This is a genomic window from Streptomyces sp. NBC_01335 (assembly GCF_035953295.1).
Lineage (GTDB): Bacteria > Actinomycetota > Actinomycetes > Streptomycetales > Streptomycetaceae > Streptomyces.
This window is the reverse complement of sequence record NZ_CP108370.1, coordinates 6,571,355-6,584,113: the sequence shown is the minus strand read 5'-3', so window position 1 is coordinate 6,584,113 and position 12,759 is coordinate 6,571,355. Positions and strand designations below refer to the sequence as shown.

Below are 12,759 nucleotides of genomic sequence, written 5' to 3'. Positions count from 1 at the left end.
ACCGGGGCGCGGGCACGGGTCCGGGCACGCCCACCAGCACCAGCACCAGAGCGAGGACGCGCCATGCAGCCGGGATACGAGATACGCACGCCCCTCGAACCGGACCTCCCGGCGATCCTCCGCACCGTGAACGCCGCGGGCCGGGCCGGGGACGCCACGGCGGCGGCCCAGACCGTCGACGAGTACCTGCGGATCTGGTCGCGTCTGGACCGGGAGCGGGACGCGTGGATCGTGACGGGTCCCGGCGGGGAGATCGCGGGGTACGGGCACCTGGCCGCCGAGCCCGGCGAGGGCCGCGCCCACGCCGACGCGTACACGCATCCCGGCCACGAGGGCGCGGGCGTCGGCACCCGGCTGCTGGAGCTGGCGGAGACCCGGGCCGCCGAGCTCGCGGCCGACGCCGGCCGGACGCTCTCGCTGGTCAACTACGTCTACCTCGGCGGCGCTTCGGAACGGCTGCTGCGTTCGCGCGGCTACCGCCGGACACGGGTCCACCAGCGGATGGCGATCGCAGTGGACGGGCCGCTCGCCGCGCCGGTGTGGGCGGACGGGGTCACCCTGCGGTCGTGCACCGGGACCGCCGAGGATCTGCGGGCGGTGCACGCCTGCGTCGAGGACGCGTTCGGCGACCGCTGGGGCGCCGGGCCCCGGCCGTACGACGTCTGGGCCGACGACCTGCTGTACGACGGCTTCGACCCCTCGCTCTGGCTGCTCGCGGAGCGCGAGGGCCGGATCGCGGGGGCGGCGCTCTGCCGGTTCCGCGACGTCCGCGGCGAACCCGCGGGCGAGGTAGGCCAGTTGGCGGTAGGACGAAAGGACCGCCGCCTCGGGATCGGCCGGTCCCTGCTGCTCAGCTCCTTCGCCCTCTTCGCCGGGCGCGGCGCCTCCTCGGTCGGGCTGGACGTCGACAGCGAGAGCCTGACGGGCGCGCATCTCCTGTACGCGCAAGCGGGGATGGCGGTCACGGTCGCCATCGGCCGGTTCGAACGCAAGGTGACCGGCCCGGCCGCCGACGACTTCGACGTACGGAGCTGAACGGAACGGTCCCCGCGCGTCAGGCGGGAGTGGCCGGCGCGCCGATGGCCCGGCCGGGAAGCCGCTGCTCGTCGTGGACCGGCATGACCAGGGTGGTGAAGCTGCCCTGGTCGGCGGAGCGGACGACCACGGGCCCGTCCGGGGCGGAGACCTCCAGCAGGACGTCGGGGCCGACGCCCGCGTCGAGCGCCGCCAGGAGGACCGCCGGGTCGAAGGCGACGCGCACGGGTGGCCCGGTGCAGAGGGCAGCCGGTGCGGCGGTGACCGTGCCCCGGAAGGCGACGGTGAGCCGCTGCCCGTCGGTCCGCAGGGTGACGGGCCCGTCGTACGCGTCGGTGACGAGCGCCGCGCGCAGGGCGGTCCGGTCCGCGACGATCCGGTGGCGCGCGGCCGGCAGGCCGTCCAGGATCAGCCGGTAGTCGGGGAAGGTCCCGTGGACGGTCACCAGGTCGCGTACCTCGCCGGCTGCGCCGTGGAGCCGTACGCCTTCTCCGTCCACCTCGATCCCGAGGTCCGGCAGCCGTACGGCCCAGGTCGCGAGGTCCCGCACCTGCGCCGCGCCGAGCAGGAACCCGCACGCCTCCCCCTCGACGGAGGCGGAGGAGGGCCGCAGGGCGCGGACCGCCAGCCGGTAGCGGTCCGTGGCGACGAGCCGCACTTCCTCGCGCCCGAGTTCGACCAGGACGCAGCCGAGTACCGGGAACTCGTCGGCCGCGGGCCCCGACGCGACCGCCGGAACGACCTGCCGGACCGCACTGGCCAGCTCCGCCCCGCCGATCCGCGCCGTGGCCCGGGGCGGGCCGCCCGGCAGGTCCCGGAGGATCTCCTCGATCGCCGTCCTGGCCGCCGCGGCGGACTCGCGGGCCCTCCTGGCGTGGGCTTCGAGTGCGGCGCGGGCTTCCGCGCGGGTTCCGCCGAGCACCACCGAGGCGTCGGTGAGCGGCATCCCGGCTTCGCGCAGCCACCGCACCAGGACCGCGCGGGCTTCCTGCGCCGCGGAGTAGTAGCGGTAGCCGGTCGCGGCGTCGACGTGCGCGGGAGGCAGCACGTCGCAGTCGTCGTAGAAGCGCAGAGCGCTCGGAGCCAGGCCCACCCGGCGGGCGAAGGCGCCGATACTCATCAGCACGTCGGTGTCGTCCATGGGCGCGATTGTCGGCTCTCAAGCGGCTTGAAGGTCAAAGGGGAGCCAGGCCGCGCCTCCTGCCGGGAGCGCCCGCCGCCGGTAAAGGTGGCGCCGGCCGGTCGATCCGTAGGAGAGTGGCGCGCGGGGGGGGTGCCGATCATGGCGGCTGCCGGAGGCTCTCTCCGGCGGACTGCGGTGATCCGCAGGGGGTGCGCCGCCGGACAACGCGGAGGTATGCGGTGGGGGTTGCAGCAGGTACGCGGATGTCGAGGCGGCCGGCCCGGCTGGCCCTGGTGTCGGCCGTGCTGATGGTGGCCGGATGCACGGGTGGGGGCGGCGCCGAGCCGGAGGACAGCATGGCGCCGAAGGCGAGGGCGTATCTCACCTCCGCGCTGGACCTGATGGAGAAGCACTCCCTGATGAAGGCGGAGGTGGACTGGCCGAAGGTCCGCCGGGACGCGTTCGCCCATGCGGCGAAGGCGCGGACGCCCGCCGAGACGTACGGGCCGATCCGGCAGGCGCTGCGGGACCTGGGCGACCGGCACAGCACCTTCCTCGATCCGCAGGACGTCGCCCGGACCCAGGACGCGTCGGCCGATGGGCTGATGCTCCCCGAGGGGCGCCGCCTCCCGGGCGGCATCGGCTATCTGATGCTGCCTCCGGTCGCCTCCGACGAAGTGGCCGCCCCGTACATCCGCGCGGCCCGGTCCACCGTCACGGGGATCGACGACGAGGGTGCCTGCGGGTGGGTCGTCGACCTGCGGGGCGAGAGCGGTGGGGACATGTGGCCCCCGCTCGCCGCCGTGGGACCGATCCTCGGCGACGGGGAGGCCGGCGCCGCCGTCTACGCGGACGGCCGGAAGGAAGCCTGGGCCGTCCAGGACGGTACGCCCAGCACGTACCTGGACACCTGGGGGGCGGCCACTCCTCTCGCCCGGCCGATGCCGCCCGTCGCCGTCCTGACGAGCCGGAGGACTGCGAGCGCCGGAGAGGCCGTGGTCATCTCCTTCCTGGGGCGCCCTGGTACCCGCACGTTCGGGCAGGCGACCACGGGGGTTCCCACGGCGAACTCCGCGTACCGCCTGTCCGACGGTGCGATGGTCGTCGTGACGGTGGCCCGCGAGGCCGACCGCACCGGGCTCGTACACGACGGGCCGCTCACCCCCGACGTCGAGATTCCCGAGACGCGCGGGCCGGACAAGGCCCTGAAGGCCGCCACGGCCTGGCTCTCCGGCCAGGAGCCCTGCCGCTCCTGAGCCGTCGGCCGTGAACCGGCTGCCGCTCCTGCGCCGTAGCCCATGAACCCGCTGTCGCTCAGCGCGGGCGCGGCCCGACGACCAGGTCGGCCCGGTCGCGTCCGGCCTCGACCAGCCGGGCGTTCGCCTCGTCGGAGCCGGCCACCCACCGCTCGGCGTAGGGCCTCGGCTTGCCGAACCGTACGTGCCGGTCGACCAGCCTCCGCACGCGTACGTCCGGATCCACGTCCAGGTACCAGACCTCGTCGAGCAGCCCGCGCACCGGGGCCCAGGGCCCCTCGTCGTGGAGGAGGTAGTTCCCCTCGGTGACGACGAGCGGGGTGGTGGGCTCCACCGCGACGGACCCGGCGATCGGCTCCTCCAGCGCCCGGTCGAAGGCGGGGGCGTAGACCGTCTCGCCCTCTGCCGCCGCGTACGCCGGGGCGCCGCCGCTGCCCGCCTCGCGCAGCCGTCGCAGGAGCGCGGCGTACCCGGCGGCGTCGAAGGTGTCCGGCGCGCCCTTGCGGGCGGTCCTCCCGAGCCGCTCCAGTTCGGCGCCCGCGAGGTGGAAGCCGTCCATGGGGACGAGTACGGCGGTGCCCGCGAGCTCCTCGACCAGGGCGGCGGCGAGGGTCGACTTTCCGGCACCGGGCGGCCCGGCGATCCCCAGGATCCGGCGGCGGCCGGGGACGATGAGGGACCGGGCGCGGGCGGCGAGCGGGGCGAGGTCGTACGTGTCCATAGGGGGCATTCTGCGGGCCGACTCCCCGCGCTCGTTAGTGTTACGTATAACCGGAACCGTTCCGCACGCACCCACTTCCGAGGAGCCGAGATGCCGCACATCGCCCTGACCACCCTGGTCGTCCACGACTACGACGAGGCCATCGCCTTCTACCGGGACGCCGTCGGCTTCGAACTGGCCGAGGACACCGACCGGGGCGACGGAACGCGCTGGGTCGTGGTCCGTCCGCACGGCGCCGGGGCTTCGGGTACGGGTCTGCTGCTGGCCCGCGCGAAGGACGGGGAGCAGCGGGCGGCGGTCGGGGCGCAGACGGGCGGGCGGGTCGGATTCTTCCTGCACACCGAGGACTTCGCGGGGGACCACGCGCGCATGGCGGCGGCCGGGGTGCGGTTCCTGGAGGAGCCGAGGCACGAGGCGTACGGCTCGGTCGCGGTCTTCGAGGACCTGTACGGCAACCGCTGGGACCTGCTCCAGCCCGCGTGAGGACGCAGGGTGCGCGGGCTCACGCCCGCCGCCCGCCCCGTGCCCTCGGCCGTGTCCGACCATTCCCGCCGGGGAACGGCCCGACGGGGTCCCCGCGAACCGGCCCGGCGGGGTCCCGGCGAACCGGGCAGGCGGATCGCTCCGCACGCCCGCCGGAGCTTGATAGCGTCGCCCCCACGCGACTGCGGAACGCTCCCCGCCCCGGTCGCCGGCCGGCCCCGCGCGTCACCGGAACGGGCCTGCGCGCACGCGGGTTCGGGGACGGTCGCCGCAGGACGAAAAGGGCCCCGGGCATGAGCCTCGCGCAGTTGCACTACACCTCGGCCGCTCCGGGGGACGAGGGGACGGTGGGACGGTTCACCGCCGTCGCCCACGGGATACCCACGGCACTGCTCTCGGAGATCGAACCCCTGCTGGGGTACGAGCCCCCGAGGGACGTGCCGTTCCTCCCCACGGACGCCGAACTCCGCTCCATGCCACAGGCGTTCAGCTTCACCCACCTCTCGGACGGCAGCAGGCTGCTGGCCCGGGGGGTGCCGTTGGCCCCGCCGGGCGGGTCCGGTGACCTCCGGTTCCACACCCATGCCGTGCTGCTGCCCGCCGGTGCGCGCCTGCCGGGTGACCGGCTGCCGATCACTGCCTGGCGCTCGCCCCGCTGGGTGTCCGTCACCCCCGGCGGTGCGGTACCCGACCCGCTCACCTCGCCGCATGCCCACCCCGGCCTGGAGCGTGAGGCCCTCGGCGACTTCGCGGTCTCCCGGGGCCCGTGGCTCGCCGCCGTCTTCGCCGATCTGCGCCGCGTACGGGTGGAGAGCGCGTCGGGCGCCACGGCGCCGGTGGCGCTCGTGGAGCGGCAGAGCGAGGACGTGGCCCGCTGGATCGGACTGGCCTCTGCGGTGCTGCCGCCGGACCACGCGGAGCAGTTGACGTTCACCACGTACTCCCGGCGGCCCTCGCTCGCCCCGCAGCAGGTGGTCGGGGTGCTCCCGGAGGACGTCCATCTGCTCGACGCGGCCGAGGTCCGGGTGCACGTGTGCGGCGCCCCGGACGGCCGCCCGTCCCCGGCGTCCGGTGACGTCTGGGCCGAGACGGCCGCCCGGGTCTGGCGCAGCCGGGCGCCCGAACTCTTCGACAGGGCGCGTGCGTTGCACGGCGAGCCGTTCGCCGCGGGGCCGTTGGCCGTCACCGCGCTCTGCGCCGGTGTCGCCCTCGGTCCCGACGAGCGTTCCACGGCGGCCGACTGGGCGGCGGAGCGGCCGTACGCACTGGACGAGGAGCAGACCCGCAGGCTGGTCGACGCGTTGACCGCGCCCGGGCTCGACGATCGCACCGGCGGCGAGTTCGACGCGGCGGGGAGGCTGTTCGGCGCCCTGGACGGAAGGTCTCCGGCCGCCACGACCGCTCCGCTCGCCGCGATGCTGGTGACCGAGGCGGTACGCGGCGGCAACGGTTCCCTCGTGCTCCCCGACCGGAGCGCCTTCGCGGGCCCCGAGGGCAAGGCCGTCTCCGAGGCGCTCGCACCGGAGATCCTCGCCGAACTGGGCGGTGCGGGGGCCGCCTTCGACATCGCGCGGACGGTCCAGCTCCTCCGGGTGGCGCGGCTCCTGGGCGTCGACTGCGCGGAGCTGCTGCCCGCCGTCGTGGAGCGGGTCGCCCCCGCACTGCCGGCCGCCGCCGACTTCTCCTGGGGGCCGGCCCTGCTGGAGCTGCTGGACGAGCAGTTCGACGTACGGACCGCGCTGCTGGTGGCGCTGGACCGGATCGCGCCGGACGATCCGGCCTCCATGGAAAGGTTGTTGGGGCGTGTGCCTCTCCCGTTCACCGGGACGCAGTCGCTGCCGCATCTGCGGATGTGCGCCGAGTCGCGGGCGATCAGGGCGAGTTGCGGTGACGACAGGGGCGCCGCGCTCGGCCGGGTACTGCGGACCGCCGGAGTCTCGCCGTTCGCCGAGCCGCTGGTGCTGCGCTCCGCCGTGGGACTCGTCTGGGCGGACCGGGGGCCGACGGCCGGGGAGGCCCGGATGCTGCTGGAGGCGGCCACCTCGGACGCGCACCGCAGCGCGGGTACCTGGTCGCACCTGGTCGGCGCGGCGCTCGGTGCGGCGGCCGACGACGCGGACGCGGCGGGCCTGGCGCACGATCTGCTGCGCGGCTTCCCGCACCAGATCCTGGGCCGGGAGCGCGGGGCTCTGCTGCTGCTGGACTTCGCCCGCGCGATGCGCGGGGCCGGTGCCGCCCCGGCCACGGACGCGGCAACGGTACCGCCGGACGAGGCCACCGCCGGGGAGGGCTGGGCGGCGCGGCTGCTCGCCCTGCGCCCGGCCGCCGAACCGGTGGAGCCGGGCGTCTGGGAGCACGCGTCCGGCGCGCTCGCCCGCCGCCTGGTGGCGCCGGAGCGGCCCGAGGAGGAGCTGTACGCCTTCGTCCACACCGACGACCCGGACCTGCTGGCCGCCTACGGCAGGGCCGCGCGGGAGGAGCCCGTACTCGCCCGGCTGCGGTCCGACCCCGCGTTCGCCGCCGACTGCTATCTGACCTGGAGCGCCCATCCGCACGCGGGTGCCCACTGGGCGCGCATCAGCGGCGCCCTGCTGGACGAGGTGCTGCGCCCCGCGGTGCGCGAGCTCTCCGCGGCCGGGGTCCAGGCGGTCGAGGAGGCCGTCGGGCGGGCCGGCAGCAGCGGCCGGACGGAGGCGTTCCGCTCCTGGAACCGGCGCCCGGTGGGTCCGCTCGGCCGGATCGGCCGCCGCCTGGCGGGCAAGGTGCGCCGCCCCTGAGGCGCGGGCGGGGGCCGGGCCGCCGCCGGGCCGCGCGGATGTCAGGCGGACGCCGGGGCGGCCCCGGGATCGCGTCCGAGGAAGCCCACGAACCGGTCCATGGCCGGGGCGTCCTCGGCGACCGGCACGATCTCACCGGAGGCGGCGCCACCGGTGAGCCGTCCGACGCCCCGTCACCGGAAGTCCGCCCCACTTCCGATTCGCACGTGTGAGGTGGCGGAGCGGGGGTAACGGCTGAGCACCAGCCCCGCACCCCGCGCGCACCGGCTCTGTACGTTCCACCTCCGGCGCGGGCGAGAAGGCCACTGCGACGAGAGAGGCGACTGCCGAACGATGCAGAACACGACTGACTCCACCCAGTGCGTTCCGGCCATGTCCTACACCCTGATGCTCGAAAAGGTCCGCTACGACGGCGCGTACCCGACCCGGGAACGGGCCGAGGAAGCGGTACGTCTCGTACTGGGCGGTCTCGGCGGGCAGTTGGCCGGGGACGAGCGGAAGATCCTGGCGGCCCGGCTCCCCCGGGAGGCGGCCGCCCAGTTCCTCGCCGGCAGACCCGAAACTCCGCTCACCGGACGCGACTTCGTCACCTCGCTCGCGCTGGCGACCGGCGCGAGCACCGCCACCACCCGCTGGGACGCGGGCTCCGTCCTGACCACGGTGGCCCAGCTCGCCGGCCCCGACCTCCTCGCCCGGTTGCTCCAGGCACTCCCCCAGGGGTACGCGCTGCTCTTCGGCCGCGCGGAGCTCGCCCGCGCCGCCTGACCGGCCCGAAACGGCCCCGGTCCGCCGCGGGCCCCGGTCCGCCGCAGGCCCCGGCCCTGCCCGGCGCCCCCAGGACGGAAACGCAAGGCCGCGAGGGGACGGCAGCGTGCTCCGGTCGTCCCCTTCGTGGCGGCGGCACCCTCTTCGCGGCCCCGTGTGACGGCCGCCACCGAACCCTGCCCCGACATCGGGGTAGGGTTTTCGGTGTGGTGAAGGTACGCTCCGCGCGTCCGCGCCACCGCGCCGGGGCCGACGCCGCCCCCGGTGGAGGTCCGTCCGGTCCCGCGAGGTAACCGTGCAGGGAAGAGCAGGGCGCGCGTGCCGTGGATCCGCCGCCGCCTGTCCGTCCCGTGCCGTTCGCGCCCGGCCCCGGTCCGTACGGATCCTCCCCGGGTCCGTCCGTTCCCCTCTGCTTCCGGTCCCGGTCACGGGCCCGACCGCGGGGTGCCGTCCCGGCGCTCCGCGCCCTGATGCGCGCCCTCGGCCGGCCCGACCCGGTGGTGTGCCCGAGCACGACAGGTTTCCGCTGCCTTGTCCTTCACCGTCCCCCCTGTCCCCGCCGTCTCCGCCGGTTCCCCGGCCGGGCGGCTGCGCGCCCTGAAGCCCGACTGGCTGGGCGACCCGAAGGTCTGGCGCACCGAGGTGCTGGCCGGTCTGGTGGTCGGTCTCGCGCTGATTCCCGAGGCGATCTCGTTCTCGGTCATCGCCGGGGTCGATCCGGCGGTCGGCCTGTTCTCCGCCTTCACCATGGCCGTGGTGATCTCCGTGGTCGGCGGGCGCCGGGCGATGATCTCCGCCGCCACCGGGGCGGTGTCCCTGGTGGTCGCGCCACTCAACCGTGAGCACGGCTTCGGCTATCTGGTCGCCGCCGTGATCCTCGCCGGGGTCTTCCAGATCGTCCTGGGAGCGCTGGGGGTGGCGCGGCTGATGCGGTTCGTGCCGCGCTCGGTGATGGTCGGCTTCGTGAACGCCCTGGCGATCCTGGTCTTCATGGCGCAGGTCCCCGAGATGCGGGACGTGCCCTGGGCGGTCTACCCGCTGATCGTGGCCGGTCTGGCGCTGCTGGTGTTCTTCCCGAAGGTGACCACGGTCGTCCCGGCCCCGCTGGTCTCGATCGTGGTCCTCACCGCCTTCACCGTGGCGGCGGGGATCGCGGTGCCGACCGTGGGCGACCGGGGCACGCTGCCGTCGTCGCTGCCGGTACCGGGGCTGCCGGACGTACCGTTCACCCTCCACACGCTGACGACCGTGGCTCCGTACGCGCTCGCGATGGCGCTGGTCGGCCTGATGGAGTCGCTGATGACGGCGAAGCTGGTCGACGAGATCACGGACACCCGCTCCGACAAGACCCGCGAGTCGGTCGGCCAGGGCATCGCCAACATCGTCACCGGTTTCTTCGGCGGCATGGGCGGCTGCGCGATGATCGGCCAGACGATGATCAACGTGAAGGTGTCCGGGGCGCGCACCCGGTTGTCGACCTTCCTCGCCGGCGCGTTCCTGATGGTGCTCTGCATCGTCTTCGGGCCGGTCGTCTCCGAGATCCCGATGGCCGCCCTGGTCGCGGTGATGGCGATGGTCTCGTTCGCCACCTTCGACTGGCACTCCGTCGCCCCGAAGACGCTGCGGCGGATGCCCGCCGGGGAGATCGCCGTCATGGTGGTCACCGTGGTGGTCGTGGTCGCCACCCACAACCTCGCCATCGGTGTGGTCGTGGGCTCGCTGCTCGCGACGGTGGTCTTCGCCAAGCGGGTGGCCCATGTCGCGGACGTCACCGCCGTCACCGACCCGGACGGCACCACCGTGGTCTACCGGGTGACCGGGGCGCTCTTCTTCGCCTCGTCGAACGATCTCGTGGGCCGCTTCGACTACGCGGGGGACCCGGAGCGGGTGGTGATCGACCTGTCCGCCGCGCACGTCTGGGACGCCTCGTCGGTGGCCGCCCTGGACGCGATCACCGCCCGGTACGCCCAGCGGGGCAAGACCGTCAAGATCACCGGCCTGAACGAGCCGAGCGCCCGTCTCCACGAGCGGCTCAGCGGGGAACTCTCCGGGGGCCACTGACCCCCGCCCGCCCGCACCCGGGCATGCGAGAAGGGCCGGAGCCACGCGGGCTCCGGCCCTTCTCGCGCACGTACCCGGCGACGGGCACACACGTCGGAACCGTCAGGCGTCGGGCGTCAGCTTCAGGGAGATGGAGTTGATGCAGTAGCGCTGGTCGGTCGGGGTCTCGTACCCCTCGCCCTCGAAGACGTGGCCGAGGTGGGAGCCGCAGCGGGCGCAGCGCACCTCGGTGCGGACCATGCCGTGGCTGGTGTCCGAGATGAGCTCGACCGCGTCGGTGTCCTTCGGGTCGTAGAAGGACGGCCAGCCGCAGTGCGACTCGAACTTCGTGTCGGAGCGGAACAGCTCGGCCCCGCAGGCGCGGCAGGAGTAGACGCCCTCGGTCCTGGTGTCGGTGTACTCGCCCCGGAAGGCGGGCTCGGTACCGGCCTGGCGCAGTACCGCGTACTCGGCCGGGGAGAGCTCTTCCCGCCACTGCTCGTCTGGCTTCTCGATGTCGTACGGCACGGTGGCTCGCTCCCTCACTTCGACAGGTGGTCCAGGATGCGCGGGCCGAGGTCGGTGACGTCGCCCGCTCCCATGGTGAGAACGAGATCACCCGGCTTCGCCATTCCCGCGACGACCCCCGGGACGTCCGCCTTGTCGTGCACGGCGGTGACGTCGGCGCCGGCCGCCCGGGCGGCGTCGATGATCAGCTCGCTGGTGACGCCGGGAACCGGGTCCTCGCGGGCCGGGTAGATGTCCAGCACCACGGAGGCGTCGGCGAGGGCGAGGGCCTGGCCCATCTCCGTACCCAGTTCCTGGGTGCGGGAGAAGAGGTGCGGCTGGAAGACGACGAGGATGCGGGCGTCGGTGGCCGCGCCGCGCATGGCCTCCAGGTCGGCGGTCATCTCGGTGGGGTGGTGGGCGTACGAGTCGATGACCTGGACGCCCGCGGCCTCGCCCTTGAGCTGGAGGCGGCGCTTGACCCCGGTGTACGTACCGAGGGCGGAGGCCAGGTTGTGCGCGGGGATGCCGAGGGCGACGCCGGCGGCGAGGGCCGCGACGGCGTTGTGGGCGTAGTGGCGGCCGGGCACGGAGACGGTGAAGGTGAGGAACCTGCCGTTCAGCAGGACCGTGACCTCGCTGGTGAGGCCGCGCGGGGTGACCTTGTGGACGCGCACGTCGGCGGTCTCGGACTCGCCGTAGGTGACGATGTTCAGGTCGGCCCCGGCGCTCTCGCGCAGCCGCCGGGTGAGCTCGACGGCGCCTGGCTGGTCGGCGGCGACGACGAGGGTGCCGCCGGGGGTGATCTTTCCGGCGAACTTCTCGAAGGACTCGTAGATCTCGTCCATCGAGGCGTAGTTGGCGTGGTGGTCGAGTTCGACGTTGAGGACGATCGCGACCTCGGGGTCGTACTTCTGGAAGCTGCGGTCGCTCTCGTCGGCCTCCGCCACGAAGACGTCGCCGCCGCCGTGGGCGGCGTTGGTGCCCGGGCCCTCCAGGTCGCCGCCGATGGCGTACGAGGGGTCGAGGTTCAGCGTGGACAGGGCGACGGCCAGCATCGACGTGGTCGTCGTCTTGCCGTGGGTGCCGGCCACGGCGATGGCGCGGGTACCGGTCATCAGCGAGGCGAGCGCGTCGGAGCGGTGCACCACCGGGACGGAGAGCTCGGCGGCGCGCACCAGCTCCGGGTTGTCGGCGCGGATGGCGCTGGAGACGACCACGCAGGTCGCGTCGGAGGCCAGGTGGGCCGCGGCGTGACCGATGTGGACGGTCGCCCCCAGCGCGCGCAGCGCCTCGGCGGTGCCCGACTCCTTGGCGTCGCTGCCCGCCACCTCGGCGCCCCGCTGGGCGAGGATCTTCGCGATGCCCGACATTCCGGCGCCGCCGATGCCGATGAAGTGCGGCCGTTCCATGGCGGCAGGAATACCGGGTGCCATGCGTGTTCTCTCCCTGAAGTCGGTCGTGGTGCCGGGTCGGCCCGGCACCGGTGCCCAGCCTATTCGCTGTGCGCGAAGAGCTTGAGCACCGGGACGCCGACCTTGTGGCGGGCGCGGGAGGCCCAGTCGCGGTGGAAGAACTCCTCCACGTAGTGCGGGGCGGTCAGCACGATGACCTCGTCGGCCTCCGCGTCGTCCACCACGGTCTTGAGGGTGTCCAGCGGGTGGTCCTCCACGACCTGACCGACCGCTTCGGAGCCCGACGTCCGCAGGGCGCGCAGTGAGTGTTCGAGGGCGAGGCGCGCGGGTTCGAGCGCGTCCTTCCCCTCGGGCTCCTCGCCCTCCCGGGCGGCGTCCCGCAGCTCGCCGAGGGCCACGTCGTCGATCGCGCGGAGCAGCACGTCGGCCTGGTCGCCGCGCGGCTGCATGAGCACGATGAACGAGATCCGCTCGTCGCCGTGGAGGGTCGTGACGAAGTCGACGTCCTCGGGGGTGAGCGGCTTCTCGATCATCAAAACGCTTGTGAACACGACGGGCGCCCTTCCGCTTCTTCCTTCGGCCGGCCTCGTGGGGGGCCGCTGCTGAAACCATCCTTCCCCGTGATCGCACGGAGATT

11 protein-coding genes are annotated in these 12,759 nt (G+C 74.2%); 6 read left to right on the top strand and 5 right to left on the bottom strand.

Going from position 1 to position 12,759, the window contains the following annotated elements; all coding sequences use genetic code 11:
* Positions 1–63: 63 nt before the first annotated feature.
* Positions 64–1,035, top strand: a complete 972-nt coding sequence (locus OG599_RS28085; RefSeq protein ID WP_327178754.1) for a GNAT family N-acetyltransferase — start codon at positions 64–66, stop codon at positions 1,033–1,035.
* A gap of 19 nt (positions 1,036–1,054) precedes the next feature.
* On the opposite strand, the gene OG599_RS28080 is transcribed toward OG599_RS28085, so the two are convergent.
* Positions 1,055–2,176: a MerR family transcriptional regulator gene (locus OG599_RS28080; RefSeq protein ID WP_327178753.1), complete on the bottom strand. Its 1,122-nt coding sequence runs from the start codon at positions 2,174–2,176 to the stop codon at positions 1,055–1,057.
* 245 nt (positions 2,177–2,421) lie between these two features.
* On the opposite strand from OG599_RS28080, the gene OG599_RS28075 reads away from it, so the two are divergent.
* Positions 2,422–3,414, top strand: a complete 993-nt coding sequence (locus tag OG599_RS28075) for a S41 family peptidase (RefSeq protein WP_327178752.1) — start codon at positions 2,422–2,424, stop codon at positions 3,412–3,414.
* A gap of 58 nt (positions 3,415–3,472) precedes the next feature.
* On the opposite strand, the gene OG599_RS28070 is transcribed toward OG599_RS28075, so the two are convergent.
* Positions 3,473–4,135: a nucleoside/nucleotide kinase family protein gene (locus OG599_RS28070; protein WP_327178751.1), complete on the bottom strand. Its 663-nt coding sequence runs from the start codon at positions 4,133–4,135 to the stop codon at positions 3,473–3,475.
* 90 nt (positions 4,136–4,225) lie between these two features.
* Here OG599_RS28070 and OG599_RS28065 point away from each other — a divergent pair, with 90 nt between their 5' ends.
* The 4 genes from OG599_RS28065 to OG599_RS28050 all read left to right on the top strand — a co-directional run bounded on the left by OG599_RS28065 (position 4,226) and on the right by OG599_RS28050 (position 10,221).
* A complete protein-coding gene (locus OG599_RS28065) occupies positions 4,226–4,618 on the top strand; it encodes a VOC family protein (protein ID WP_327178750.1) in 393 nt (130 codons plus the stop codon).
* 293 nt (positions 4,619–4,911) lie between these two features.
* Positions 4,912–7,395 carry a GTPase-associated protein 1-related protein gene (locus OG599_RS28060; RefSeq protein WP_327178749.1) on the top strand — a complete coding sequence of 828 codons (2,484 nt, stop codon included), beginning with the start codon at positions 4,912–4,914 and terminating at the stop codon, positions 7,393–7,395.
* A 333-nt stretch (positions 7,396–7,728) separates the two neighbouring features.
* Complete coding sequence (locus OG599_RS28055) at positions 7,729–8,160, top strand: DUF2267 domain-containing protein (protein WP_327178748.1); 432 nt, start codon at positions 7,729–7,731, stop codon at positions 8,158–8,160.
* 531 nt (positions 8,161–8,691) lie between these two features.
* Positions 8,692–10,221, top strand: a complete 1,530-nt coding sequence (locus tag OG599_RS28050; protein ID WP_327178747.1) for a SulP family inorganic anion transporter — start codon at positions 8,692–8,694, stop codon at positions 10,219–10,221.
* Positions 10,222–10,323: 102 nt separating this feature from the next.
* On the opposite strand, the gene msrB is transcribed toward OG599_RS28050, so the two are convergent.
* From msrB to OG599_RS28035, 3 genes are read right to left on the bottom strand one after another with little or no spacing between them, the layout of a single operon-like run.
* A complete protein-coding gene (gene msrB / locus OG599_RS28045) occupies positions 10,324–10,728 on the bottom strand; it encodes a peptide-methionine (R)-S-oxide reductase MsrB (protein WP_327178746.1) in 405 nt (134 codons plus the stop codon).
* A 14-nt stretch (positions 10,729–10,742) separates the two neighbouring features.
* On the bottom strand, positions 10,743–12,143 hold the full coding sequence (gene murC, locus OG599_RS28040) for a UDP-N-acetylmuramate--L-alanine ligase (RefSeq protein ID WP_327178745.1): 1,401 nt from the start codon (positions 12,141–12,143) through the stop codon (positions 10,743–10,745).
* 59 nt (positions 12,144–12,202) lie between these two features.
* A complete protein-coding gene (locus OG599_RS28035) occupies positions 12,203–12,655 on the bottom strand; it encodes an indole-3-glycerol phosphate synthase (RefSeq protein ID WP_327178744.1) in 453 nt (150 codons plus the stop codon).
* Positions 12,656–12,759: the final 104 nt, after the last annotated feature.

Coding starts and splice junctions, on each gene's coding strand:
- OG599_RS28085 (WP_327178754.1), top strand. CDS start 64: ATGCAGCCGGGATACGAGATACGCACGCCCCTCGAACCGGACCTCCCG.
- OG599_RS28080 (WP_327178753.1), bottom strand. CDS start 2,176: ATGGACGACACCGACGTGCTGATGAGTATCGGCGCCTTCGCCCGCCGG.
- OG599_RS28075 (WP_327178752.1), top strand. CDS start 2,422: ATGTCGAGGCGGCCGGCCCGGCTGGCCCTGGTGTCGGCCGTGCTGATG.
- OG599_RS28070 (WP_327178751.1), bottom strand. CDS start 4,135: ATGGACACGTACGACCTCGCCCCGCTCGCCGCCCGCGCCCGGTCCCTC.
- OG599_RS28065 (WP_327178750.1), top strand. CDS start 4,226: ATGCCGCACATCGCCCTGACCACCCTGGTCGTCCACGACTACGACGAG.
- OG599_RS28060 (WP_327178749.1), top strand. CDS start 4,912: ATGAGCCTCGCGCAGTTGCACTACACCTCGGCCGCTCCGGGGGACGAG.
- OG599_RS28055 (WP_327178748.1), top strand. CDS start 7,729: ATGCAGAACACGACTGACTCCACCCAGTGCGTTCCGGCCATGTCCTAC.
- murC (WP_327178745.1), bottom strand. CDS start 12,143: ATGGCACCCGGTATTCCTGCCGCCATGGAACGGCCGCACTTCATCGGC.
- OG599_RS28035 (WP_327178744.1), bottom strand. CDS start 12,655: ATGATCGAGAAGCCGCTCACCCCCGAGGACGTCGACTTCGTCACGACC.